This window comes from Stenotrophomonas geniculata, from assembly GCF_034508895.1.
GTDB lineage: Bacteria > Pseudomonadota > Gammaproteobacteria > Xanthomonadales > Xanthomonadaceae > Stenotrophomonas > Stenotrophomonas geniculata.
This window is the reverse complement of the sequence record NZ_CP140571.1, coordinates 2,211,761-2,235,879: the sequence shown is the minus strand read 5'-3', so window position 1 is coordinate 2,235,879 and position 24,119 is coordinate 2,211,761. Positions and strand designations below refer to the sequence as shown.

Annotated in this window: 26 protein-coding genes; 13 read left to right on the top strand and 13 right to left on the bottom strand. The window is 62.7% G+C overall.

Annotated elements, in window-relative coordinates:
• The first annotated feature begins 65 nt into the window (after positions 1 to 65).
• Positions 66 to 548 carry a hypothetical protein gene (locus RI032_RS10345; protein WP_019661543.1) on the top strand — a complete coding sequence of 161 codons (483 nt, stop codon included), beginning with the start codon at positions 66 to 68 and terminating at the stop codon, positions 546 to 548.
• A gap of 83 nt (positions 549 to 631) precedes the next feature.
• Here RI032_RS10345 and RI032_RS10340 read toward each other — a convergent pair whose 3' ends face one another.
• Positions 632 to 1,066, bottom strand: a complete 435-nt coding sequence (locus tag RI032_RS10340) for a PepSY domain-containing protein (RefSeq protein WP_043401290.1) — start codon at positions 1,064 to 1,066, stop codon at positions 632 to 634.
• 151 nt (positions 1,067 to 1,217) lie between these two features.
• On the opposite strand from RI032_RS10340, the gene RI032_RS10335 reads away from it, so the two are divergent.
• Genes RI032_RS10335 through RI032_RS10325 form a run of 3 tightly spaced genes read left to right on the top strand, consistent with a single transcriptional unit; the run spans position 1,218 to position 3,483 of the window.
• Positions 1,218 to 1,508: a PepSY domain-containing protein gene (locus tag RI032_RS10335; RefSeq protein WP_010482069.1), complete on the top strand. Its 291-nt coding sequence runs from the start codon at positions 1,218 to 1,220 to the stop codon at positions 1,506 to 1,508.
• Positions 1,508 to 2,167, top strand: coding sequence for a response regulator transcription factor (locus RI032_RS10330; RefSeq protein ID WP_322548248.1), 660 nt, complete (start codon positions 1,508 to 1,510; stop codon positions 2,165 to 2,167). The genes RI032_RS10335 and RI032_RS10330 overlap by 1 nt, the downstream gene beginning before the upstream one ends.
• On the top strand, positions 2,164 to 3,483 hold the full coding sequence (locus RI032_RS10325) for a sensor histidine kinase (protein ID WP_053443629.1): 1,320 nt from the start codon (positions 2,164 to 2,166) through the stop codon (positions 3,481 to 3,483). The genes RI032_RS10330 and RI032_RS10325 overlap by 4 nt, the downstream gene beginning before the upstream one ends.
• Before the next feature lie 88 nt (positions 3,484 to 3,571).
• On the opposite strand, the gene RI032_RS10320 is transcribed toward RI032_RS10325, so the two are convergent.
• Together RI032_RS10320 and speA are read right to left on the bottom strand one after the other, a co-directional pair.
• Complete coding sequence (locus tag RI032_RS10320) at positions 3,572 to 3,892, bottom strand: DUF6122 family protein (RefSeq protein WP_005411369.1); 321 nt, start codon at positions 3,890 to 3,892, stop codon at positions 3,572 to 3,574.
• 36 nt (positions 3,893 to 3,928) lie between these two features.
• On the bottom strand, positions 3,929 to 5,818 hold the full coding sequence (speA, locus tag RI032_RS10315; protein WP_005411370.1) for an arginine decarboxylase: 1,890 nt from the start codon (positions 5,816 to 5,818) through the stop codon (positions 3,929 to 3,931).
• 191 nt (positions 5,819 to 6,009) lie between these two features.
• Here speA and speE point away from each other — a divergent pair, with 191 nt between their 5' ends.
• A complete protein-coding gene (speE, locus tag RI032_RS10310; RefSeq protein WP_010482074.1) occupies positions 6,010 to 6,864 on the top strand; it encodes a polyamine aminopropyltransferase in 855 nt (284 codons plus the stop codon).
• A gap of 144 nt (positions 6,865 to 7,008) precedes the next feature.
• Here speE and RI032_RS10305 read toward each other — a convergent pair whose 3' ends face one another.
• Positions 7,009 to 7,914 carry an aspartyl/asparaginyl beta-hydroxylase domain-containing protein gene (locus tag RI032_RS10305; protein WP_176433094.1) on the bottom strand — a complete coding sequence of 302 codons (906 nt, stop codon included), beginning with the start codon at positions 7,912 to 7,914 and terminating at the stop codon, positions 7,009 to 7,011.
• Positions 7,915 to 8,350: 436 nt separating this feature from the next.
• Between RI032_RS10305 and RI032_RS10300 the strand changes: the two genes are divergently transcribed.
• Positions 8,351 to 9,010, top strand: coding sequence for an RIO1 family regulatory kinase/ATPase domain-containing protein (locus tag RI032_RS10300; protein WP_322548247.1), 660 nt, complete (start codon positions 8,351 to 8,353; stop codon positions 9,008 to 9,010).
• Positions 9,011 to 9,135: 125 nt separating this feature from the next.
• Here RI032_RS10300 and RI032_RS10295 read toward each other — a convergent pair whose 3' ends face one another.
• Entirely contained in the window at positions 9,136 to 9,474 is a 339-nt protein-coding gene (locus tag RI032_RS10295; RefSeq protein ID WP_005411374.1) for a P-II family nitrogen regulator, read from the bottom strand.
• Positions 9,475 to 9,629: 155 nt separating this feature from the next.
• Here RI032_RS10295 and ubiK point away from each other — a divergent pair, with 155 nt between their 5' ends.
• Together ubiK and arr are read left to right on the top strand one after the other, a co-directional pair.
• Positions 9,630 to 9,881 carry a ubiquinone biosynthesis accessory factor UbiK gene (gene ubiK / locus RI032_RS10290; RefSeq protein ID WP_005411375.1) on the top strand — a complete coding sequence of 84 codons (252 nt, stop codon included), beginning with the start codon at positions 9,630 to 9,632 and terminating at the stop codon, positions 9,879 to 9,881.
• Between the two features lie 126 nt (positions 9,882 to 10,007).
• Complete coding sequence (gene arr, locus RI032_RS10285; RefSeq protein WP_322548246.1) at positions 10,008 to 10,442, top strand: NAD(+)--rifampin ADP-ribosyltransferase; 435 nt, start codon at positions 10,008 to 10,010, stop codon at positions 10,440 to 10,442.
• Between the two features lie 151 nt (positions 10,443 to 10,593).
• On the opposite strand, the gene RI032_RS10280 is transcribed toward arr, so the two are convergent.
• Both RI032_RS10280 and RI032_RS10275 read right to left on the bottom strand, forming a co-directional pair.
• Entirely contained in the window at positions 10,594 to 10,959 is a 366-nt protein-coding gene (locus RI032_RS10280; protein WP_322548245.1) for a hypothetical protein, read from the bottom strand.
• A 55-nt stretch (positions 10,960 to 11,014) separates the two neighbouring features.
• Positions 11,015 to 11,617: a DUF998 domain-containing protein gene (locus tag RI032_RS10275; protein WP_322548244.1), complete on the bottom strand. Its 603-nt coding sequence runs from the start codon at positions 11,615 to 11,617 to the stop codon at positions 11,015 to 11,017.
• Between the two features lie 646 nt (positions 11,618 to 12,263).
• On the opposite strand from RI032_RS10275, the gene RI032_RS10270 reads away from it, so the two are divergent.
• Both RI032_RS10270 and RI032_RS10265 read left to right on the top strand, forming a co-directional pair.
• A complete protein-coding gene (locus RI032_RS10270; RefSeq protein WP_322548243.1) occupies positions 12,264 to 12,620 on the top strand; it encodes a hypothetical protein in 357 nt (118 codons plus the stop codon).
• A gap of 46 nt (positions 12,621 to 12,666) precedes the next feature.
• Positions 12,667 to 13,209, top strand: a complete 543-nt coding sequence (locus tag RI032_RS10265; RefSeq protein ID WP_322548242.1) for a cold-shock protein — start codon at positions 12,667 to 12,669, stop codon at positions 13,207 to 13,209.
• Positions 13,210 to 13,587: 378 nt separating this feature from the next.
• Here RI032_RS10265 and RI032_RS10260 read toward each other — a convergent pair whose 3' ends face one another.
• Positions 13,588 to 14,361, bottom strand: a complete 774-nt coding sequence (locus RI032_RS10260; RefSeq protein WP_322548241.1) for a carbon-nitrogen hydrolase family protein — start codon at positions 14,359 to 14,361, stop codon at positions 13,588 to 13,590.
• A 177-nt stretch (positions 14,362 to 14,538) separates the two neighbouring features.
• Complete coding sequence (locus RI032_RS10255) at positions 14,539 to 14,868, bottom strand: serine hydrolase domain-containing protein (RefSeq protein ID WP_322548240.1); 330 nt, start codon at positions 14,866 to 14,868, stop codon at positions 14,539 to 14,541.
• Positions 14,869 to 15,352: 484 nt separating this feature from the next.
• Here RI032_RS10255 and RI032_RS10250 point away from each other — a divergent pair, with 484 nt between their 5' ends.
• The gene (locus tag RI032_RS10250; RefSeq protein WP_157999900.1) at positions 15,353 to 16,273 is read left to right on the top strand and encodes a hypothetical protein; all 921 of its coding nucleotides are present in this window, start codon (positions 15,353 to 15,355) and stop codon (positions 16,271 to 16,273) included.
• A gap of 176 nt (positions 16,274 to 16,449) precedes the next feature.
• On the opposite strand, the gene RI032_RS10245 is transcribed toward RI032_RS10250, so the two are convergent.
• On the bottom strand, positions 16,450 to 17,238 hold the full coding sequence (locus RI032_RS10245) for a Fic family protein (protein WP_171954928.1): 789 nt from the start codon (positions 17,236 to 17,238) through the stop codon (positions 16,450 to 16,452).
• Positions 17,239 to 18,178: 940 nt separating this feature from the next.
• Between RI032_RS10245 and RI032_RS10240 the strand changes: the two genes are divergently transcribed.
• Positions 18,179 to 20,338: an ATP-binding cassette domain-containing protein gene (locus RI032_RS10240; RefSeq protein ID WP_019337324.1), complete on the top strand. Its 2,160-nt coding sequence runs from the start codon at positions 18,179 to 18,181 to the stop codon at positions 20,336 to 20,338.
• Here RI032_RS10240 and RI032_RS10235 read toward each other — a convergent pair.
• Positions 20,265 to 21,602 carry an HlyD family secretion protein gene (locus tag RI032_RS10235; RefSeq protein ID WP_322548239.1) on the bottom strand — a complete coding sequence of 446 codons (1,338 nt, stop codon included), beginning with the start codon at positions 21,600 to 21,602 and terminating at the stop codon, positions 20,265 to 20,267. The genes RI032_RS10240 and RI032_RS10235 overlap by 74 nt on opposite strands.
• Before the next feature lie 274 nt (positions 21,603 to 21,876).
• Here RI032_RS10235 and RI032_RS10230 point away from each other — a divergent pair, with 274 nt between their 5' ends.
• Positions 21,877 to 23,382: a YifB family Mg chelatase-like AAA ATPase gene (locus RI032_RS10230; RefSeq protein ID WP_191850162.1), complete on the top strand. Its 1,506-nt coding sequence runs from the start codon at positions 21,877 to 21,879 to the stop codon at positions 23,380 to 23,382.
• A 7-nt stretch (positions 23,383 to 23,389) separates the two neighbouring features.
• Here RI032_RS10230 and RI032_RS10225 read toward each other — a convergent pair whose 3' ends face one another.
• Both RI032_RS10225 and RI032_RS10220 read right to left on the bottom strand, forming a co-directional pair.
• Positions 23,390 to 23,686 (bottom strand): hypothetical protein, encoded by a 297-nt coding sequence (locus RI032_RS10225; protein WP_031269210.1) that lies wholly within the window; start codon positions 23,684 to 23,686, stop codon positions 23,390 to 23,392.
• Positions 23,687 to 23,710: 24 nt separating this feature from the next.
• The gene (locus RI032_RS10220; RefSeq protein WP_322548238.1) at positions 23,711 to 24,100 is read right to left on the bottom strand and encodes a hypothetical protein; all 390 of its coding nucleotides are present in this window, start codon (positions 24,098 to 24,100) and stop codon (positions 23,711 to 23,713) included.
• Positions 24,101 to 24,119: the final 19 nt, after the last annotated feature.

Sequence of the window (24,119 nt, the reverse complement as noted above, 5' to 3'; positions counted from 1 at the left end):
ACCCCTGCTAGCGTCGGCCTGTACCGCCGCGTGTTGCGTGGCCACCTGTCCGCTGGAGCGCCGTCATGATCCGCCCCCTGACCCTGCTGCTGTGCCTGGCCCTGCCGGGAACCGTGCTGGCCCAGTCCGCCGCAGGTGCCACCGCGCCGCAGGCGGCCGGCCTGGACCTGACGCTGCCGCAGGCGCCGATGCGCTACCTCAACGACCCGGCCCTGCAGCAGGACCCGCCGGGCACGTACTACGGCGACAAGAGCGGCCCGCGCGTGCACGACGACGCGAAGATCGCCGACGTGACCGACGACAAGGTCAAGGTGTCCGGCAGCTTCACCACCGGCATCGGCTATTCCAAGAACGGTGGCAACAGCCACTACAACGCCGCCACGCTGAACCTGAGCAAGAACTACACCACCGATGAAGGCAAGACCCACGGGGTCAACGTCAACATCCACGTGAGCGAAGGCAAGGGACCGGGCTTCTTCGGTCCGTATGGCGGCTATTACGGCCGCGGCCCGGGCTATTGGGACTACCCGCCGCCGTACGGCTGGTAAGCCAGCTCCTGTAGAGCCGAGCCCATGCTCGGCTACGGTTGGCCGCAAAGCCGAGCATGGGCTCGGCTCTACATGGGCAAACGTCAATCCAGCCAGCCATCGCGCTCGCTGTGCAGGATGCGGCCGTCATAACCGCTCAGGCGCACGTCCACCTTCTGGTTGCGTGCATTGCGGGCCTCCAGCGACCAGGTCGCACCATCGCGTTCCAGCGAATGGATCTCGCGCAGGCCATGCGCCTGTGCCCGTGCCAGCACCTGCTCGGTGGTCAGCAGCGCGCGGCCGCTGTGCTCGTCGAAGATCTCGCCGGTCTTCGGGTCCACGTAGACCTCGCTGAAGCGGCCATCGGCGCGGCTCACGTCGGCCTCCCACAGGCCATCATCGCGTTCGATCTCGTGGATCTGGGTGTAGCCGGCCTTGCGCAGGGTCTGTTCAACCTGGGCCATGCCCAGCGGCGCGGCCTGTACGGCCGGCGCGACGGTCAGCAGGGCAACAGTGGCGAGGGTGAGCGACTTCAACATGGGGGTTCTCCTGTTCGTGTTCGTGGCCGGACCATCCCGGCAACGCCACAATGCACCCCGTGGTTAACAGCGCCTTAGCCGGCACTGTTAGCCAGCTGTTAGTCACCCCCGGCACACTCACGCCTGTTCCTACAGCCCTCCCTGCGCCCCGATGCTCTCCACCCTGCCCCTGCTGCTGGCCCTGGCCAACGCTCCTACCGCCGCCGCGCCCGTCCAGGACCCGGCACAGCAGGTCGCGCGCCGTGCCGTGCAGCAGGGCCGCTACGTGCCATTGGAAAGCGTGGTGCGCGATGCACTCAAGCGCTTTCCGGGGCAGCTGCTGGAAGTGGAGCTGGACGATGGTGTCTACGAAGTGGAGATCCTGCGCGGCGACGGCGTGGTGGTGGAGCTGGACTATGATGCGCGCAGCGGAAAGCTGCTGAAGACGGAGCTCGACGACTGATGCGCATCCTGTTGGCCGAAGACGATGCCGCACTGGCACAGCGCCTGGTGCCCCTGCTGGAGCAGGCCGGCTACGTGGTGCATGTGGTTGCCGATGGCCGCCAGGCCGAGGAGATCGGCCAGATCGAGGACCTGCAGGCGGCCATCGTTGATCTGGGCCTGCCCGGGCTTGACGGATTGAGCGTGATCGAGCGCTGGCGCGGCAATGGCCGCAGCTTTCCGGTGCTGGTGCTGACCGCACGCGGGCGCTGGCACGACAAGCTGGCCGGCTTTGATGCCGGTGCCGACGACTACCTGACCAAACCGTTCCAGGCCGACGAACTGGTGCTGCGCATGCGCGCCCTGATCCGCCGCAGCCATGGCCATGCCAGCCCGCGCCTGCACTGCGGGCCGCTGCAGCTGGACGTCAACGCCGGCCGCTTCGAACTGGACGGACAGCCGCTGGCGCTGAGCCCGCAGGAGTTCCGCCTGCTCAGTTACTTCATCCACCACAGCGGCCAGGTGATCGGCCGTGATCGTCTGGGCGAGCAGGTGTTCGAAGGCGGCCACGACCCGGACTCCAACGCGCTGGACGTGCTGCTGGGTCGGGTCCGCCGCAAGCTCGGCATCGATCTGATCCAGACCGTGCGCGGCCAGGGCTGGCGGCTGGCCGCACCGTGAGCCGGCAATCCTCGCTGCGGCGGCGCCTGCTGCTGGCTGGCGGCGTCGGCCTGCTGCTGGTTTCGCTGCTGGCCAGCGCACTACTGGGCGAACTGTTCAAGCGCAGCGCGCGTGATCGGCTGGACCACGAACTGCAGCAGGACATGCTGACCCTGCTGGCGCAGGCCGAAGTGAACCCCGAAGGACAGCTGCGCCTGCGCCAGCAACCGAATGACGCGCGCTTCCAGCGGGTGTTCTCCGGTTCCTACTGGCAGATCGCCGGTGCCGATGGCCGCGTGCTGCTGCAGTCACGCTCGTTGTGGGATGAAACGCTTCCCACCACCGTCACTGGCCCGGCCACGCGCAACCTGGCCGGGCCGCTGCAGCAATCCTTGCGCGCACGTGTGCAGCAGGTGCGCCTGCCACGTGCCAGTGAACCGTTCGTGGCCGTGGTCGCCACCGACCGCAGCGCGCTGGATGCCGATGTTGCCGCATTCCGGCAGCGCACCGCCATCGCGTTGGGTGTACTGGTCGCAGCGTGGCTGGCGGTGCTGGCCAGCCAGGTGCACTTCGGCCTGCGTCCGCTACACCGCCTCGGTGCACAGCTGGAACGGGTGCGGCGCGGCGACGCGCAACGCATCGACACGCAGGGACTGGGGGCAGAGGTCGCGCCACTGGGCGAAGAACTCAACGCGCTGCTGGAGCACCAGCAACGCATGGTCGCGCGCGCGCGCACCAGTGCACAGGACCTGGCGCATGCATTGAAAACCCCATTGAGCGTGCTGGCCACCGAGGCTGACGGCGACGGCGCGGACTGGCGGACCACCGTGCGCGAGCAGAGCGCCCGCATGCAGGCCAGTGTTGACCGTTACCTGGCGGCAGGGTTGGCCGCAGACCATCGCCAGCGCAGCGACGTTGCGACTGTCGCGCAGGCGCTATGCCGGTTGATGGCACGCGTGCATGGCGAACGCGGCATTGCGTTCACGGCCGCAGGTATCGATCCAGCGTTGCAGTTCGCCGGTGCCAGTGCGGATCTGGAAGAGATGCTGGGCAACCTGCTGGACAACGCCGGGCGGTGGGCGCGACAGCAGGTAGACATCACTGCGGACATCAGCGACGGACAGCTACGCATCGAAGTACGCGACGACGGCCCGGGCTTGGCCGCGGAGTCACTGTCACAGGTCACCCAGCGCGGTGTGCGGCTGGATGAGCGCGAGGGCAGCAGCGGGCTGGGCCTGGCAATCGTGGGCGATATCGCCGCCAGTTATGGCGGGCGCGTGGCGCTGGAGAATGCGCAGCCGGGGTTGCGTGCGACGTTGTGGTTGCCCGTGGCGTGACGCACCGCTGCGCTCGCCAGGCGCCGCCCGGCGCTACCGGTTCACCCGCACCCGGTAGGTGTCGACCTTGGTCGACACGCATCAAGCATCAACGGTGGTGCATCCACCAGCAATCAATCGCGTCCAGCACGATGTGGATGATCAAACCGATGCCGAACAACCTGGTCTTCTTCGGCACGCACAGCCCAGCATAGACGGCGATGGCCGGGGCCGTATGCAGCGGGTGGAAACCGATGCTGCAGCGGTTCGGTGCGTAGATCGGGTCGGCTAGCAGGTGGTCCAGATCGATGATCCAGCCCAGCAGCATCAGCAACCACGCCGAGGCGAAGCGCTTGCGCCAGAACAGCCATGCCAGCAGGGCTGGCACGGCGGCATGCAGGAACAGGTGGAAGATCGCGCGCGCGCTCATCGCAACGGTAGCGCCGGGCAAGCCCGGCGCTGTCCATCAGACCAGAGGTTCGTCGGACAGGTAGGTGTAACCGGTCAGGCCGGCTTCCAGTGCCTCCGACAGCTCCTGCGCGCGTTCCGGCGACAGCTGGGCCTCGGCCACGCGCTGCGCGTAGGTCGCGCGCAGCTCATCCAGGCGGTAGCCCACGTAGTCCAGCATCACGTCGGTGGTGTCGCCGCGGCGCTGCTGGGTGATGGCGTAGCCATCGGCGTCGGCCAGCACTTCCACCGCGTCGGTATCGCCGAACAGGTTGTGGATGTCGCCCAGGATTTCCTGGTAGGCGCCGACCATGAAGAAGCCGATGCGGTAGCTCTCACCCGGCTTCATCTTGTGCAGCGGCAGCGAGCTGTCCAGGCTCTCGTTCTCGACATAGGTTTCCACCATGCCGTCCGAGTCGCAGGTCATGTCGGCGATGATGCCGCGGCGGTCCGGGGTTTCGTCCAGGCGCTCGATCGGCACGATCGGGAACACCTGGTCGATCGCCCACACGTCCGGGATCGATTCGAACACGCTGAAGTTGACGAAGTACTTGTCGACCAGGCGCTCGTTCAGTTCGTCCAGCACCGGGCGATGGCTCTTCTCGTCATAGCTCAGGCGCGCACGCACGCCGTGGGCAATGGCGTAGAACAGATCGTCGATGCGCGCACGCTGCGGCAGGTCGATCTGGCCCAGCGCGTAGCTGGCCAGGCCTTCGGCATGGAAATGCTGCGCTTCCTGGAACAGCTCCACCGCCGGGCGCACGTCCAGTTCGTCGTGGATCTCGCGCAGGTGGCGGATCGCCGCCGGCTCGTCATCGTGCTGGTCCGGCACGCGGCCTTCCTGCGCCTCTTCCACTTCCGACACGTTGGCGATCAGCACCGCGTGGTGCGCGGTCATCGCGCGGCCGCACTCGGTCACGATGCGCGGCGGGGTCAGGCCGAACTCTTCGCAGGCATTGGCCAGCGGCTGCACGATGTTGCTGGCGTAGGAATGCAGGCCGTAGTTGATCGAGCAGAAGCTGCGCGAGCGGGTGCCTTCATAGTCCACGCCCAGGCCACCACCCACGTCGACGTGGGTGATCTTCGCGCCCAGGCGCGACAGCTCCACGAAGTAGCGGGTGGCTTCGCGCATGCCGTTGGCGATGTCGCGCACGTTGGAGATCTGCGAGCCCATATGGAAGTGCAGCAGGTTCAGGCAGTCGGCGTACTCGGTGTCACGCAGCGACTTCCACAGGTCCAGCAGCTGGCGCGGCGACAGGCCGAACTTGGCCTTGTCGCCACCGCTGTTCTGCCACTTGCCGGCGCCCAGCGAGGCCAGGCGCATGCGCACGCCCAGGCCCGGCTTCACGTCCAGCGCCTTGGACTCTTCCAGCACCAGCTTCAGCTCGGACGGCTTCTCGATGACGATGAAGGTCTGCAGGCCCAGCTTGCGGCCAATCAGGGCCAGGCGGATGTACTCGCGGTCCTTGTAGCCATTGCAGACGATCAGGCCACCCGGACGCGACAGCGCCAGCACGGCCATCAGCTCGGGCTTGCTGCCCGCTTCCAGGCCGAAGCCCTCGCCGTGGTGGCTGGCCAAGGTGCCGGCCACGCCGCGGGTCTGGTTGACCTTGATCGGGTACACGGCGGTGTAGCCGCCGCTGTACTCCCAGTCCTGCTGGGCCTGGGCGAAGGCCGCCTGCAGCTTGCCCAGGCGCTGGCCGAGGATGTCCGGGAAGCGCACCAGCAGCGGCAGCTTGGCACCGGCCGCGCGCGCCGCATCGACCACCTTGGGCAGCGACACCACCGGGCCGTCCGCCCCGGTCGGTCTCACCACCATGTGCCCGGCCTGATCCACGTCGAAGTAACCGTCCGCCCAATGCGGGATCGAGTAGGTCTTGCGGGCTTGGTCGAGGGACCAATCGGTCATTTCAGTCGGCCTTGTTGGCAATAAAAGGGGGGGCATGATAACGCCTATATGCCCACAGGTTCGTTATCATGCGCGCCCGCGCCCGTGACAGGTTTCAACCTGAACGGGCCGATCCGTCCGGATGTGGCATCTGTGCCACGCGGCCCCGCCCGCCAGCCCGGCTCCACCCCTCCGAACAGGACTGTTTTCCAATGACTGACAGCAACAACTGGTACATCGAACACTTCGAGCGCACCGGCTCGGCCATCGGCTACCGCATCACCGGCAAGCTGGACGAGGTGCAGTCGCCGTTCCAGAAGATCGAGATCTTCCAGACCACCGACTGGGGCAACCTGATGACCATCGACGGGGCCATCATGCTGACCAGCAAGGACAACTTCTTCTACCACGAGATGATCAGCCACCCGGTGCTGTTCACCCACGCCGCGCCCAAGCGCGTGGTGATCATCGGTGGCGGCGACTGCGGCACCCTGCGCGAAGTGCTCAAGCACACCGGCGTGGAGAGCGTGACCCAGTGCGATATCGACGAGCAGGTCACCGTGATGGCGCGCAAGCACTTCCCGGAACTGTGCGACTCCAACGACGACGCCCGCGCCGAGCTGCTGTTCGACGACGGCGTGGCCTACATGGCCAACTGCCCGGCCGGCAGCGTGGACGTGGTGATCGTGGACTCGACCGACCCGGTCGGCCCCGGCGAAGGCCTGTTCAACAAGGCCTTCTACGAGAGCTGCTTCAAGGCCCTGAAGGACGACGGCATCCTGGTGCAGCAGTCCGAGTCGCCGCTGATGCAGCTCGAGCTGATCAACGAAATGCGCACCGAGATGGGCAAGGCCGGCTTCGGTTCGTTCAAGACCCTGCCGTTCCCGCAGCCGTGCTACCCCACCGGCTGGTGGAGCGTGACCATGGCGCGCAAGGGCGACAGCAGCTTCGACTTCCGCCAGGCCGACTCGGCCGCCAAGACCTTCAACACCCTGTACTACACCGCCGCGCTGCACACCGGCGTGCTGGTGACCCCGCCGTTCGTGCAGGCGGCACTGAAAGGTTGATCCAAACAAAAACCCGCGCTGTCGCCAGCGCGGGTTTTTGCTTTCTGTAGAGCCGGGCCATGCTCGGCTGCATTTCGCGCAGAAGCAGCCGAGCATGGGCTCGGCTCTACAACATCCCCCGCGCGCGACCCGGCCGCGGTTCGCTCACAGCGCCCAGATACCCGCGATCACCGCCACCACCAGGCCCCACTTGATCAGCTGGTAGGCCACCACGCTGCGCTCGCGCAGTGCCTTGGCCTTCAGGCGCACCTTGTAGACGCTGCCAAAGGCCTTGTTGACGCCACCGGTCGGGTCACCCGGCAGGTTCGGCGAGGCACCACCGGCCAGCAGCGTGGCCGCCACCGCGCGGTTGAACAGGCCCGGCAGGCCGAAGCGCAGCGGGCGGGCGATGTCGCAGAACAGGATCACGCGGTCATCGGGCGTCTCGTTGTGCGCATGGTGGATGTAGGTCTCGTCGAACATCATCCACTCGCCGTCGCGCCAGCTCTTCTTGATGCCGTCCACTTCGATGTAGCAGCCGTCGTTGTTCGGCGTCGCCAGGCCCAGGTGCAGGCGCAGCGAACCGGCGAACGGGTCGCGGTGCGGACGCAGCTCGCTGCCCGACGGCAGCTGCGCGAACATCGCCGCACGCACGTCCGGCAGCGACTCCAGCAACGCCGTGGTCTTGGGGCACATCGCCTTCGCCGACGGGTGCGACGGGCCGTACCACTTAAGGTAGAAGCGCTTCCAGCCACGGCGGAAGAACGAATTGAAGCCGGCATCGTTGAACGTGCTGGAGGCGGCGATCGCCTGCGCATCACGCAGCGCCAGCGCCTCGTCGCGGATCATCTGCCAGTTCTGGCGCAGCGGCTCCAGCTGCGGGAACTCCTTGGCCGGGTCCAGGAACGGCGTGGTCGGCACCTTCGAGAACATGTACATGACCACGTTGATCGGGGCCATGAAACTGGAATGGTCCAGCAGCTGGCGCGACCAGCGCGCGCGCACCTTGCCACGGAAGTGGATGTACAGCACGCAGGCGACGAACAGCGCTGCAATGACGATTTTGATGATCAAAACACTTTCCTCCAGCCGCAGCCGGAACGGGAAACAGGGCGATGCACGGCCAAGCGGCCAGCACCGGTGGGGACCGCGGCAGGGAACGGGGACGTGCCAGGAAGGGGCGGCCGCCGATGTCGCGAATTAACAGCTTATGGTCGGCAGGCCGTGCGTCGGGGTCAAGCCGGACGTGCGTGACGTTCAGCGGGCCGCGGATGAACGAGGCGATGCGACGCCCAACCTATTGATTCTGAAAGAACCAAAGACGAAGTGAGACGGAATTGTCCGATCGGGTGCGACGAACTGTTCCAGCCACGACCCCGACATTTCTCCGACAAATCGTGGAATAGCGAACTGGCGAGTACTAAAATTAACGAAAACTTAGTAACTCCCTGTAACACCGGTTCGCTTGACGCTTTGCGCCACCCACCGGGTCGACCGAGACCCCGACATGCATCTCCCTGCCCTGCCCCCCTCCCCCTGCGGCGAAGACGCCGCCACCCCGCTGCTGCTCAAGCGCGGCGAACGCTTCCTGGCCCCCGACGTCTATCGCACCTGCCTGGACGGGCGCGAGGCGGTCATCAAGGACTACTCCCGCTACCGCGGCACCCCCGTTTCACTGATCGCGCGGCTGATGGTGCGCCGTGAGGCCCGCATGCTGCAGCGCCTGGGCGGCTGGAAGCATGCCCCCGCGCTGCTTGGCACCCTGGGTGGCCTGGCACTGGGCATGGAGTTCATTCCCGGCCAGACCCTGAGCACCGCGCAGGCCGTGGGCAATGAAGTGTTCGAGCAGCTGCAGCACGCGCTCAGCCGTTTGCATGCCGCCGGCATCACCCACAACGACCTGCATGGCACCAACGTGGTGGTCAGCGGCGGCGTGCCGGTGCTGCTGGACTTCACCTCCGCCTGGCGCGCCCCGCGCTGGCTGCGCCGCAACCCGCTCAGCCGGCAGATGCGCCGCAGCGACATGAAGAACCTGCTGAAGATCCGCCAGCGCATGACCGGCCAGGCCCCGAGTGCCGCGCAGGCCGCACTGGTGGCCGACCCGGGCTGGGTCGCCGCCGTGCGCCAGGGCTGGAAGCGGTTCTACACGTGGGCGAAGCGGCGGTAGGGGTCGAGCTCGCTCGACCGCTTTACCGCTCTTTGTAGAGCCGAGCCCGCGCTCGGCTGCTGTTCCTGCATCGCGCGAAATGCAGCCGAGCATAGGCTCGGCTCTACAACATCCCGCCGAACGGGTTACAACGCGTCCGCGTCCAACTCACCGGTACGGATACGCACCACGCTGCCCAGGTCGTACACGAACACCTTGCCGTCGCCAATCTTGCCGGTGCCGGCGGCCTTAACTATGGCCTCAACCACGGCCTCCACTTGGTCATCGGTCACCGCCACTTCCAGCTTCACCTTTGGCAGGAAATCGACCACATACTCGGCACCGCGGTACAGCTCGGTATGGCCCTTCTGGCGACCAAAGCCCTTCACTTCCGTCACCGTGATGCCGGTAACCCCACGCTCGGCCAGCGCTTCGCGCACGTCGTCGAGCTTGAACGGCTTGATCACCGCCATGACCATCTTCATCGTCTATCTCCTGTCTTCCGGCGTGGAGGATAGCGCCTGAACGTGGCCCGTGCGAAGCCGCTGCGGCCTGTCCGGGCAATGGGTGCCGGCAGTATCCTTGTGCCCGATCGGCCTGCCCGCGCCGGATGCACGGGCCCTACCCCACGGAGCACCCCATGATCGACCTGAATCAAATCGATGACCTCGCCCGTCGCCTCAGCGACCTGGTGCCGCCGGGCCTGCGCGAATCGCGCGAGGAACTGCAGGCCACCTTCAAGAGCGCGTTGCAGGCGGGTCTGGCCAAGCTGGACCTGGTCACCCGCGAGGAGTTCGAAGTGCAGCGCGCCGTGCTGCTGAAGACCCGCGAAAAGCTGGATGCGCTGGAAACGGCCGTGCGCGAGCTGGAAGGGCGCGGCGCCGCAGAATGAAAAAAGGAGGCGCACTGCGCCTCCCGTTTACAGATTATTTCCCGGATGGGGCCTTGCAGCAAGGCCCACCGGGCGCCCTAGACTCGCCGGCCTGTCGATCCGGCAGGACACGCAGGGGCAGTGCCGATGGCGCAGGACACCGAATGGACACCCGTTTCGCATGACACCTGCGACCAGGTCGCCGGGCCGTTCTATCACGGCACCCGCGCTGATCTGGCGGTGGGCGATCTGCTGAGTGCGGGCTTCCGCTCCAACTATCGCGACAGCGTGGTGATGAACCACATCTACTTCACCACGATTGCCAAGGGCGCTGGGCTGGCTGCGGAGATGGCCCGCGGTGAGGGGCGGCCGCGCGTGTATGTGGTGGAGCCGACCGGGCCGTTTGAGGACGATCCGAATGTGACCAACAAGAAGTTTCCCGGGAACCCGACGCGGTCGTATCGGAGTGCGCAGCCGTTGCGGATTGTGGGGGAGATTGTGGAGTGGGAGCTGTATGACGCGGAGTTCGTCCGGCAGTTGAAGGCGTTTGTTGCTTCGGGGAGTGGGGAGATCATCAATTGAGGGAAGGAGAGACACGTGCTTTGGCCGACGGAGGATCAACGCAGCAGGTCGTCGAACGATGTCCGCTCCCGGCCAAGAGCGGACTCTCGCAGTACCTTGAACAGACCCAACCACGAATTTGCCTGGCCTGGAACGAAGTATCGGGCCGGCACTACTTGAACATCTCCAACAGATCCTTGTCTTCATGCCGCTGCTCCCACGTGGAGAGAAAACAGAAGCTCACACCACTTCGCATGGCAGCCTTCTGGAACCCGGCCAGTTCTTCCTTCGTGACCGGGTACTCAACCGGATCAAAGTGCAGAATCCCCCACGGCTTGACGAGAGAGAATCCAGGCATGAGTTCCGCGAAGATCGCCTTGAGCAGGGGCCGGATACTCGAAAAGTCCTTGATCGGGCCCGCGCGATTGCCAAGGGCATGACACTGACGACGGATGGTCCTGTCTCCACCCACCACGCGCGCAATGAAGTGGTCCTGGTGCACTCGAACGTAGATCAGCTGACGGCGAAAAATCCTCATCCCCTTCTCAGCCCCACACACTCAATGGTCGCCCATGTGCCTGCACGCCCGCCCATCAATACGTCGGCTCCGCCTTCAGCACGCTTGAATCCCTTCGCAGCAGATACAGCGCAACCAGGAATGGCCACAGCGAGTTGATCGACGAGAACACGCGCTGGGTCAGCCCCCGGTAACCCTCCGGGTCCGCGCCCACCACGTTCAACCATAGATAGACGATGCTCGCGATGCTCACCATAGCGGTCACGGCGTACGTCCTTCGGTTGGCAGACCACGCACTCAGTTCGATGTGCGACATCGCCGGTGCAATGATGTTTGCGATGCCGATGGTATAGAAGCCGTGCATCGGATGGCCCATGGGCCAGAGACCGTTGGTCAGCATGGAGATGCCAAAGATCATCCAGCAGATCGCGCCTACGGCAATCCGGCGGCCGGACTCCCGCCATACCCCGATGGCAAACGCCACGAAGCCCACGCCGCAGCCGATGGGGGCAATCCTGGCGCAGATGCTTGCAAGCGTTGGTGCCTGCAGCAGTTCGCTGGCGTGCTGTGCAAGCGGGTTGTAGCCCGGCGCGAACAGGGCGGCAACGCTGGTCCAGAACAGGAACCACGGAAGCGGGACCAGACCCGCAGACAGAAGAAGTCGATTGCGGCGTAACACGTACAGTGATCCTTGTATTGGCCTGCGCCAGTGGGTGAAATCCGTTCAAACGCTACAAGACCGTCCTGCTGCGGGCAGGGCAGCCCCGCGTGACTACAGCGGTAGTCAGATTGCGTGCGGCACTCGGTAGGTTCAATAGGCAAGAAGTCATTTAAACCATCCAGCCGGTGTCGCAGCGGTTCGGTTGCATGAGCGATCACACATGCCCGATGGGCGAGTGCTGTCGCATTTGCCGCGCCTTACATCTCTGGCAGAAGGTTCTGACGACTCCGTTCCAGAAGCGCCGCTGCGCCAAGCACGCCAAGGCTCTCGCCGCTTTCCTCGCTATGCGACAATGCCAAAAGCGTCTCGGGTTTTGGCGGCATTGACCCCATCCCCTTGGCATTCCCAACTACATCAGGCAACTCTGGTATCGCCACCGAAAACGGGTGGCCGGGCCTCGAAAACCCGTTTTGCTAGATGTAGTTTGCGCTTGCCAGCCGGCATCACCTCGCGTGATGCCGGCTGGCAATCCGTCTGCCGGCTATGGCGGGCGGGGCGTGGGGGTCTTGTACCCGCCGGCTTTGTCTAGCAACCGGTTTTCGAGCCACGCTCTGCCCGCCACCTTTATCGGTGGCGGCTTCCGCCTGCATGCACGGAGCCAGCCATGACCACACCGCACTCCCCTCCCCCGCGCCCCATCCAGGAAGCGCCGTTATCCGCGCCTGCCCTTGACCCCAACAGCCTCATCGCCATCCTGCACGCCATCGGCGCGGGCGCTGCGGCCGACGGCCAGCCCTGGCCCGAGCGGCACCATCTACGCAGCCGGCAGATGGCGTTGTCCGACGCCGACTGCGCGCTCACCGGCCAGCGCATCGTGCAGGAGATCCTGCTGGCGGCCGAGCGCACGCGCCAGAACGGCGAGCCGGAGCAGTACGTGGGCGACCGGGTGATGGAGGGGCTGGTGATGGCCGATCTGGCGCTGACCGCCTTCATCCACGAGCGGATGCGACCCAAGGACTGAGCGCGCTTATGGCGCTGGGTTTTCTGCCTGTGTGCGGGGGTGACGAATGAAGATGCACGGCCTGGCCGCTGCGGTGTGCATCGCGGTGATGGCTGCAGTGTGGGCCGCGTGGCCCGAGCCAGCGGGTGATCAGGTCTGGGCCTACCAGAAGCTGCAACCGGCCAACTACCGGCTGCTGTACAGCGATGCGCTCGGCTTCGTGAGCGCGAAGGCGCACGAAGGCTTTGAACTGCATGCGCGCCATGCCGGGGCGACGTCCTTCGAGATTCGATGCAAGGGCGTGCCGGTGATGGATGTGGAGAACGCGCCCTCGCGCGTGCTGATCCGCATGCCTGCCGATGCCCGCTGGCGTTCGCCGGGTATCGAACGGCTGCGTATCAGCTTCGAGCGGTGGCTGCTTGTCCAGCAGATCGAGGGGCGGTTGCTGGTGGAGCGAGCGGGGCCATCGTGGGTTGAGGCGCGGTTTGGGCGCTTCGACAGGTCCGCACTTGATGAGCAGCGCTGTGTATTCAAGGACCCAGGCCACCCTTGGCCGAAATCTCCCTCGTCGCTTCGTCCACCCAGCAAGCCATTGCAGGCAGTCGAATGAATCGCAGCACCCTCTTCTGCGTTGCTCCGAACCTTCCCAAGATACACGCGATTCGAGCGCCCCAGGCAACGCCTCGGCGCAACCCGAGCATTCCCGCCTGGTCATGTACCCGAGAAGGGCGTCCCACGCGATCTGGAAGAGCTCGCTGGCATATGAATTGTGTTGGAGCTGTTGAAACAGCTGTTTGAGCAGATGGACACCGAGGCCTTTGCTTCTCTGGCGTACTGTTGCGCGATGTAGCCGACATCCAAGGCAGGCTCGTTCAAACGGATTCTTGAACGAAGTCGCGCGCATGGCCGGCACACCAGTTCCTCAGGGACGCCATCTGATCGAACAGACTCTGTTCGAACAAGGCCAGCTGCAGAAGTCGCTTGCCAGTCAAGTTTCCCCGGCGTTGGCCTGTGCTCCCGCCATGCTCATTACCGGGACTGCCACGGTACTACCGCTCTGTTCTGCGAGGTCATACACCACCAATGCCTCGTCTCCAGTTCCGGCGCTGCACCTGAGCGCACCACTGTTGTCCCAGGCTGCAGACCCTCCCGTCATCTCGAATCCATCGGCATTGCCCACGCCATTGCATGCCAACACGATCATCCCAAGCTCCCGCGCGACTGTTGCGTAGTGGCGGTGAGCGCGCTCCATACCAATCATGTTCTTTGCAACACTGGCAACGTAGACCGTTGCTCCCACGTCCTTGGCCCGCAATGCACTTTCCATCTTTAGCGATTCGAAGCAGATGGCGGGGACCAAAATTTCCTCTCCAAGGGTTACTGACAGGGGCGTGGTTCCTGCCTTGAAATAAGGCAGTTCGTCGGCGTGCAGCATCTGCTTGGTGTAGACAGCCAGTGCCTGACCGCTGCGGAAGACGAACATGCCGATCTCCGGACCATCTTTGCCGCGATATGGCCCGCCGACTGCGACCAGAATCTGGTGCCGTTCGCTCAGAGACTGGAACACCTTCAGGCGTGCATCATCTGCCGTCATTGCCAGCTGTTCGGCCAACCGCGGCTCATAGCCGGTGAGCGACATCTCTGGAAAGAAGACCGCTGCACCGCCACATGAGGCGGCCCGTTCAATGAAGTGCACGTGCCGTTCGATATTGCCATCGATGTCGCCAGGAGCTGATTGCATCTGTGCTGCAACTATCTTCATTCCCATCCTCTCTGCTCAGACGCAAGCCGAAGCAAGAACCGCCTCGTACGCCGATTATGCAGCCGCCTGCTGGGTGCATCCAGCAGGCTCCATTGATCCAATATCCGGTTGCTCCGTGGGGCAGTCAGCGCGATCGAGGGAAAAGGATCTCCCCTGACCAGAGTCCCCTTAGCCGTTTCACCCGCAATGACCGATGGCGCCCTGCGGAACGCCTGCCGGAGCAGTCCTCGAAGTGGTTGCCTGCTCATCGCGCATCGGCAGATCCAACATGAACCGGCTCCAGTCGCTGATCTGCCTCATCTGCGAGAGGGTTGCTTCGCCCTGGCTGGCGTCGAGATCCAGCGCGGAAGTCATACTCAGCAGATGCTCGATGGTCAGCTTCCTCTTCCGTTCGTCCATGTTCGCGATGCCCTTGGGAGCGAAGACGGGCATCGAGGACTGGTGCAGCTCCAATTCGCGCCTGCCGATGGCGATGCCGGCGAGCGTGGAGGTGACACTACTGGTCACTGACGCAACATCGTGGAACTGCCTTCTGGAACGGCCAATTGTAGGCATCCACCACGACATAGCCGTTGCAAACGATGGTCAGGCTATGGATGGGCGTCTTGTGTTCGCGCACGTAGTCGAACGTGTGGGCCAGCATTGCTGAATCCATCTCTTGGGCTTCCTAGGAGGGTTAGCGCCATCCGAGTTCCCACTTGGCTGAACAAGAGGTCTGCACGCGAGCAGCCAGCATCTGAAGCTGCACGACTGAAGACCCAAACGAACTGCTCCGACTCAGTGTTTTTCCTCCGAAATCGGTCAGCGCGCATTCTGAGGTCTGCCCAGAACCGCCTGGCAACTATCTCGAAAGCTGGAACTGCCATCCCTAACGACACTCGAGCGGTTGCGCTCTCAGAGGGTACTGTTGACTTCAGTTCAAGCTGCTCCCAACATCGTCCGCCGCGCTTCGCATCGCGCTGGATAAACGAACGAATTGAAAGGAAGAAACATGGCAACAGGAATGCGTGCCGTACGCGAACTCACCGCCGAAGAACTGCTGCTGGTTTCAGGCGGCAGTCAGACGGATTTCCAAGCAGCCTCAAGCGGCCTTTGGGACGGGGAGATCGACCAAGGAATGGTAGGGCACTACTTTGACGAGAGTCACTGGGATGGACCGGAGAACGTCCAATTTGATATCAGCGCTACTGGCATGTACGCGCTCGCTGCAACGAGCAAGTTCTCTTCGGGCATATCAAGTGAGCTGGATGAAGTCCTTAGTAACGTACCCAATGTGCAGCAGTCGCTGAAGAACTATATGGACAGCGGAAGGTCTATTCAGTTCCGCGAGTTGGGTTCGGCCAACGGATACGTTGAGCTCGGCTCCATCTACTTGAACCCTAACATCAAGGGTGATGCTCTGCAGATGGCGAGGACCATCGCCCATGAGTTGGCCCACGTGGAGAATCGGGTGACTTGGGACCACAAACCAACCAGGGAAGAGTACCTCGCCACCTATCTCAAGGAAGAGGGGCGCGGAGTGCTCGCAGCAATGGATGCCAACGCTGCCCTGGCAGCAAAATACCCGGAAGCTGCCAACTACACCTGGGACTCTCGATTCATCGAGATAAGGAACCAGATTGGGTCTGGGTACACGGTCGAACAGGCAATCAAGGCTATGGGCGACATCTACGGCAGCATGAAGCATCCCTCCGATCCGAATAAGACCCAGGCTGACTATCTGGCCGAGCCGTGGGACGAAACATTCGGCGCGAAGGGCGGCTCAGGCCACGGAAGCTGGGGAGGCACCGGGGGAACCGGGGGCGTTCCTTGGACCGCTGGCAGTTGGACGTGGGGTAGCGGTGGCTGGACCATTGGCATGGGCGGCACCGGCGGCAGTAACGGAGGCCGTGAAACATGGGAAGAAGAGTGACCTCATCAACCCTTTGACACACGTGGTCGCTACGTTTCGGCAAAGCTGACGATCAAGCCAGAGACAATGGCGCTCCTCCTGAAGGCCAGCCAGAAGATCAGGTGGAATACACCGCCTGATCTTCCTGTCGATTCTCAGATCGAAGCGCTCGATCAAGCCCTGTTGCTTCCAACATCCTACTGCGCTCGTGGAAATTGCATACGAAGCATCAATGCATTCAACTGAGCACTCAGGAGATTGTGTAGAAATCTAATGATGTCTGACCAGTCATTTCCGTTGGCCGCTCGACGCAGACAGATTTCCAAGCTTGAGCCTAGAGAGTCGCTGGCCTCATGGATTGGAAGATAGACATCTTCGCGCTGCCAGAGCAATGCGTTGAAAAGCACCCTGGCGACCCGACCATTTCCATCTCGAAGTGGGTGGCAGTTGAGTAGTCCGACATAGAACCAGGTCGCACGTACGAAGGGTGGCCAGCCCTTATCAAAGGCACAAGCAACCAGCCAGTCAAGCCTCTTGGCAAGCAGTGTGTGTGGCATGTAGCCCCAACGATTCCCGGCTTCATCGGCCGACGTGACATTGGGACCATCGCGCAGCCCCCCATCCAGCCCCAGACGATCCGCAATCAACTTGATAACCGACTGCAAAGCCGCTGGCGCTGGATTACCCAGAAGTGCCCTGCACTGGGCAGCCACCTCGCAGAGCGCGGCGTGTTCGACACTCGAGCTGTGAGGGCGTTTCAGCACCTGTCGGAGCGTGACATGTTCTGAAAGTGGATGAACGAGCTCGGATTCGTGTGCCCCCCAGAACTGCAGCAATCCGTGGCATAGATCATGCGTGTTGAGGCATGATCCAAGTTGTAGAAGTGCCGATCGCTTTTCCTCGACTGCAACAATGTCCCGAGCATGGTTGGCCATTCCCGCAACGAACGTACTGAACGATACCGGCGGGACCAGATGGATCGCCATGGATTTCCTTGACTTTCATTCGGCACATGACGAACATTCCAACCCGACCTTACAGGCCGGCTTAGTTCTAGATCAAGCGCAAGGAGATCGGATGTCGAATGGAGTTCGCGTACCCAATTCTGGAAGGCATACCATTGCCGCCGCGTGCGCTCTCGCATGCTTGTTGGGAGTCGTGCTGACTGCGCAGGCACATCAATCCGCTCAGCCTTACCCCTCTACCCTCACTGTCGAGGATCTGATTCAGTTCCGGCAACGACCTGATGACGCGAGCATTGCGCGCACGTTCGATGTGACTGCAAACAGGATTGGCGCTACGGGCAACGTGCGGTTCTCTGAGCTTGAGCCGAGGCCCGACTCTGCCATGGGTCCGGCTGTACTTATCCGCGATCGATTCTCGGGACGAGTAAGACAGTTGACGGTGACGCAGAGATCGACCATCGATGATGCTCACTGCCTGAAGCTAGCTGAGGCAAGTGATGCACTCGGTCTGTTTGTGCAGCCGCCAGAACCGACTCCACTATGGAAGACCGAAGGGCAGCGAACGCGCGCTTTTCATGAGGATTCTCAAGTGAGCGTCGATGCCATCAGCAGAGCTCCTGGAAGCGATTGCTTGGGAAGCGTTGAGTTCAAGTACAAGAACTAGCCGACTGCTGCAAAGACGAGGTGTGCGCCCATCACCGCGTATGAGGACTCTCTCCTGACGACGCCTTGTCCCCTATCCTGATCACGCGGAATTCCCCCAGGGAAGTCGACTCTTGATCAGCCTGTGCGTGCGAGCGTTCCGGGCACACGCCAAAGCCTTGATCAGGCGTCAACACTGCGCATCTACATGTAGCAGTTGGAATGGCTATCGGTCAGCGATCCGATAGCAGCGGCGTGGCAATGAACTCCGCTGCCGTACGTCGAACAACGCGCCAGAAGATAGAACGAGCAAGCAGCAATGTCACGGCAGCACTTCCAGTATCAAAGCGAGTACTCCGAGTGTGGACTGGCGTGTGTGGCCACATGCGCCTCTCTGATGGGTAGAGAGACAAGCCTATCCTCTCTTCGGATACGACACCCCTCGTCGTCTCAAGGGACGAATGCTGCGGGGCTGATCTCGGCGTTCACGAGCCTCGGCATCCATGCCCGTGCGATCCGGTGTGAGGTGGACGATCTCCAGCACATTTCGTTGCCGGCAGTGCTGCACTGGAAGCTATCTCACTTCGTTGTGCTTAGTAGGTACTCACGCGGGCGCTTCAGCATCTTTGATCCCGCATGCGGCCACACGAGCCTAAGTCGTGCGGATGTCTCGGAGTCCTTTACTGGAGTCGCGCTCGAGCTGACTCGGCTTCCAGGCTTCGTCGCAAGCAGGAGTGATCGTCAGTTCAGCATTCGGCGCTTTGCGACAATCACGCCCGAAGTGAAGCAGGCTCTGGGACTTGGATCCATCTACTCCGTATTCCTTCAGCTCTTCCTCGTCAGTTCGCCGTTCTTCATCCAGATATCGGTAGATGAGGCGGCAACCCATACAGACACAGACTTGCTTGTCCTCTTGGGGCTCGGCTTTGCTCTGCTTGCGATCTTCAACTTCTTGGCTGAGATACTTCGTTCGCAGGCAATGACCAAGGCTGCAAGCGCGTTGTCCTGGAATGCAACGCGCCGACTTTTCCGGCATATGATTCTCCTCCCCCTATCGTGGTTCGAGCGGAGGCGCCTTGCCGACGTTTCGTCGCGATTCGACACCATGGACTCTCTCAAGCAGGCGCTAACGGGAGGCTTAGTGTCCGCAGTAATGGATGGAATGCTGTCATTGCTACTCGTGACGACAATGTTCTTCGTCTCCCCTTTGCTTGCTCTTATCGGCAGCTCTGCCTCGGCAATCTACCTGGTCCTTTCCTGGGCTTCGTCGCCAGCCCGAAACAAGCTGGGTGGGGAGGCCTTCCAGGCATCACTGCGTGAGAAGACGGCTAGGATCGAAACAATTCGTTCAATCGCATCCATAAAGTCTGCAGGCGCCGAACTGAACCGTGAGGCGGAATGGTCCGCCCGACTTGCAGACGCCACCAACGCAGGAAATCGACTGAACTCATTGCTGGCGTCCCTGTCTGCTAGCCGCACCTTGCTGGACAATCTCGCAACGGCAGGTGCCGTGTACCTGGGCGTTCATCTGTTGTTGGACCAAGCGCTGACAGTTGGTGCGCTTTTTGCCTTCTTCGCACTCAAGCGCCAGTTGTCCGCACGAATCCATACATTCGTCCAGCAGATCACCGCCTTCCGTCAGACCGTCCTTCACTCAGATCGATTGGCAGATATTGTTCTAAGTGAGAGCGAGTTGATGGGACCCGAGGCAATGGATCACCCTCCGCTAGAGGGACGCGTGTACGCCCATAATGTGTACTATCGCTACGGTCAATCAGACGAATTTTCGGTAAAGGCACTCAATATCGCGGTGAATCCAGGAGACTTTGTTCTCCTCAATGGCCCGTCCGGTTGTGGCAAGAGCACCATCATGAAGCTGCTCGCTGGCTTGTATCTCCCGCAGCAAGGTGAGATCCGGTATGACGGTACGGCATTGTCTACGCCATTCTCGCGCTCCATAAGGGCGCAGATTGGTGTAGTCATGCAGGGGGACGAATTGCTTGGAGGGAGTATCGCCGAGAACGTAGCGTTCTTTGCTGAGGATGCTGAGCCAGAGAGGATCTGGCGATGCCTGGTACTTGCTGGACTCGCGACAGAGGTCAAAGCAATGCCACTTCAGCTGCAGACGCGCATTGGTGAGATTGGAAGCTCATTGTCTGCCGGCCAACGTCAGCGGCTCCTGATTGCTCGCGCGCTGTACCGCCGACCCTGCGTTCTTCTTCTTGACGAGGCGACAGCGAACGTTGATCTGGATAAGGAACGGGAGATTTTCCTATCGCTGCGATCGATCGGAATCACCATCATCGCCGTTACTCATCGACCGCAGATCGCGAGCCTGGCGACGCTACTTGCTACATGTGCCGGAGGTTCAATAACTAGCGTAAAGCGTGTAACGCCTGAGCAGGTCATTCCAGGCCGGAGAGCGCCGTTCTTGCGGGGTCAAGCAGCATCTCCAGAAGTGTTCTCCGCTCCATCATAAGATCCACATCAAACTTCATTCCGTCTCCGAGCATGGATGGATCAATGGTCCGATTACGGGACGACCCGTGATGGTTGGACGATAGGGAGATGGTGATTGCATACATGGCTTCGGATGCATTCAGATCTCTGGGTAGATCTGCCACTGGCGTGGGCGCCTTGGCCACTTCCCGTACCGTTCCCGAGATCGTGCCAAACTTGCGGTACGGGAACGCCGAGACCTTCAAACGTGCTTCGCTTCCAGGCTTCAGGAATCCGATGGCCGATGACCTCACCCATGCGCGCCCAATCGCGGGCTCGTCCGTTGCTGCGATGATCATGAGTGATGCACCTGGTTGGACGGACTCGCCCAAAGATGCAATCCGACTCGAAACGCGGCCATCCATTGGAGCCGTCAGTGTCTCCGCGCTGCTGGCTCGCAATGAGATCTCCTTCTCATCGAACGCGGCCGTCTCAGCCGTGATCATCGACTCGGATGAAGATGCTTGGTGCTCCAACTGGCGCCTGGAGCTTTCCGTCGTTCCTATTTTGGACAGCATCTGGCCACGCTCTCGTTTGAGACCAACAAGCTGCTGCTGCTGGTCCAGAAGTTCACCACGAGCAGCGCGGAACTGCAGCTCCGACACGATCTTCTCCCGAGTGAGCTGCCCCATAGCCTCAACTGTCCGCTGCTTGTCCGAAATCTGCATCTCTTTCAGGGCGATAAGCTCGTTGAGATAGCGAACTTGCTCGCGGTTCTCTGCCGACTCAAGTTCCACCTCATGGATCTTCTGCCGAATGACCTCTGCAGTGTCACCCAGTGAGTCCACGCGTGACACCATCTGCCTACGGGCAGCTTCGAGGCTGCGATTTCCGATACTTATGCCGTCGACCGTCCGGTCGTAGGAAAGGCTCAGCAGACTCTGCCCTTTCCGAACAACTTCATCCGGCTTGACGTGTATTGCCGAGACCACGCCCTGTCGAGTCGCAGTTACTCGCTTTGTTCCCAGTTCGGTGGATATCTCGCCCTGGGCGCGTTCTTTCCTTGGAAAGCGTGCAGTTGCTGCAACCGCTACGACAACGCCAGTCAGCAGGAGAAAGAACAGGGCGGTCGAGCGCCAGCCAAAGCCCAAGCCGTCAAGCGGCACGTCGTGTCGACGCTGATCATCTGGCCTGAGTGCCTCGCGAAACAGCGCTGGAGATTGCTTTGAGGTGCGGCCAACGTCCATGTGGGCATTTTTACTTGGAAGCAGAAAATTATGATATCTGGCGGCTCCGTCAGCCATCAAGCGACGGCTGCGGATAGCCTCTCACAGCGTTGACCACCCGCGGCTCTCTGATCTTGGCATGTAGGCGCACTGAGCCAGGCAGGAAAAACCCCACTACGGTGGCGCTCATGCTCCCTCGCTTCAGTGAGCGACACCTGATGCACAGCGATATCTAGTCAGGGCAAAGGATCGTCGTTGACCAGAATCCCCTAGCCGATTCGCCGCCAATTCCCGATAGCGCCCTGCGGAACACCTACCGCACCATCAAGCGCCTCTCTACAGGAAACCACACATGAGTCTGGCGCTGGTTCACAGCCGCGCCCGCGCCGGGGTTGATGCCCCGCTGGTGCGGGTGGAAGTGCATCTCTCTGGCGGCCTGCCTGTCACTCAGATCGTGGGCTTGGCCGAGACCAGTGTGCGCGAATCGCGCGAGCGCGTGCGTGCCGCCCTGCTCTGCGCGCGCTTCGACTTCCCGCAGCGGCGAATCACGTTGAACCTCGCGCCCGCCGACCTGCCCAAGGAAGGCGGCCGCTACGACCTGGCGATTGCCCTGGGCATTCTTGCGGCCAGCGGCCAGGTCGATCCGCAGTCGCTTCTGCAGTACGAATTCCTTGGCGAGCTGGGGCTGACCGGCGAGCTGCGGCCGGTGGCCGGTGCACTACCGGCTGCGATCGCGGCCGCTGAAGCCGGGCGCATCCTGGTGGTGCCGCCAGGGAATGCCGCAGAGGCTGCGTTGGCCGAGCACGCGGATGTGCGTGTGGCACGCACGCTGCTGGAATGCTGCGCCGGGTTGGGCAACCCGCGCCTGTTGCCGCCTGTGGAGCGCGTGGACACGACGCCGTTGCCGCTGCCGGATCTGGCTGACGTGCGCGGGCAGGCGCATGCACGGCGCGCGTTGGAAGTGGCCGCTGCCGGTGGGCACCATCTGTTGTTGATCGGTAGTCCTGGCTGCGGCAAGACTCTGTTGGCCTCGCGCCTGCCCAGCCTGTTGCCGGATACCGAAGAGACTGAGGCGCTGCAGCTTGCCGCGATTGCGTCGGTGAGTGGCGAAGGGCTGGACCCAAGACGATGGCGGCAGCGGCCCTTTCGGGCGCCACATCACAGCGCCAGTGCGGCGGCGCTGGTGGGTGGGGGCAACCCGCCCTGCCCCGGTGAAATATCACTGGCCCACCATGGAGTCCTCTTCCTTGATGAGCTCCCAGAATGGAACCGCAGCGCGCTGGAGACCCTGCGCGAGCCACTGGAATCCGGCCACATCCGCATCGCCCGCGCGGCGCGCAGCGTGCAGTACCCCGCGCGGTTCCAACTGGTGGCTGCGATGAATCCCTGCCCGTGCGGCTGGGCCGGTGACCGCAGCAACCGTTGCCTGTGCAGCGACGAGCGCATCAACCGCTATCGTGCGCGAGTGTCCGGCCCGCTGCTGGACCGCATCGATCTGCATATCGGCGTAACGCGAATGGACGCGGTGGAGCTGCGGGAGAGCACGCCGCTGGGTGAGCCCAGTGCTGCGGTACGTGCACGGGTGGAAGCCGCCCATGCCCGGCAGCAGGCACGTGGCGGGCTCAATGCACATCTGCCGCCGGCGGCGCTGCGGGCGTGCACGAAGCTGAGCGAGGCCGATCAGGATCTACTTGAGCAGGCGATTGAACGTCTGCAGCTTTCCGCACGGGCGATGCACCGGATTCTGCGCGTGGCGCGCACGATTGCGGATCTGGCGGGTTGCGAGGTGATCCGGACGGCGCATCTGGCTGAGGCGATTGGCTATCGGCAGCTGGATCGGGGAAAGCCGGGAGTATGACGAAAGATCACATCAGGATGAAGGAGGCGCGCCGCGTCTCGTCAAACTGCAGGCTATTCACTGAAAGGGCGCCAATGTCGGGCAGTAGCCCAAGAGTGTGACGCTCCCATACCTCCGAAGGCCCCGCGATATCAGTATCCACGGCATGAATGCGATACACCGGCGCGTAGTCATCCCGTTCGTCCTCGAACGGACAGTCAAGCACCCAGCGCTTTGATGCGCTATCGGTTACCAGCATCATTCGCGGCAGGTCATGGAATCCGCGATACGCCAGGATGCGGTACTGCCCAGGAAGAAGAACCATCGGAACTCTCGGCAAATTCGCGGTTCAGCGGCCGCGTCCGAACAGTACACCCCGCTTCGCCAGCGACGCCACCCGACGGCTGACCAGCGCGTGCAGCTCCGCCAGTTCCGACGCCCGGCCAGCCGTCATGTTGTCGCCGAACAGCACCCGTGACAACGCCGCCTCGTCGCTGTCGTCCGGGTGCTGCCACCGGTCCCGGTACACCTTCTGGCACACCAGCCAGGCCAGCCGCAGCCCCCCACCGGGCAACGGACGGACCACGCGCTCGTAGACGTGCCAGAACTGGTACTCGGCCTGCAGGTCGATCACAGGCGTCACGGACGGCGCCTGCCGGGGCCGTCCCGGGCTTTGGATGTCGAACAACGGTGATCGCGGGTTGTACTGAGCCATGCCGACAGGATGACCCAGCAACATTGTGGGAACCTTGCGTCGC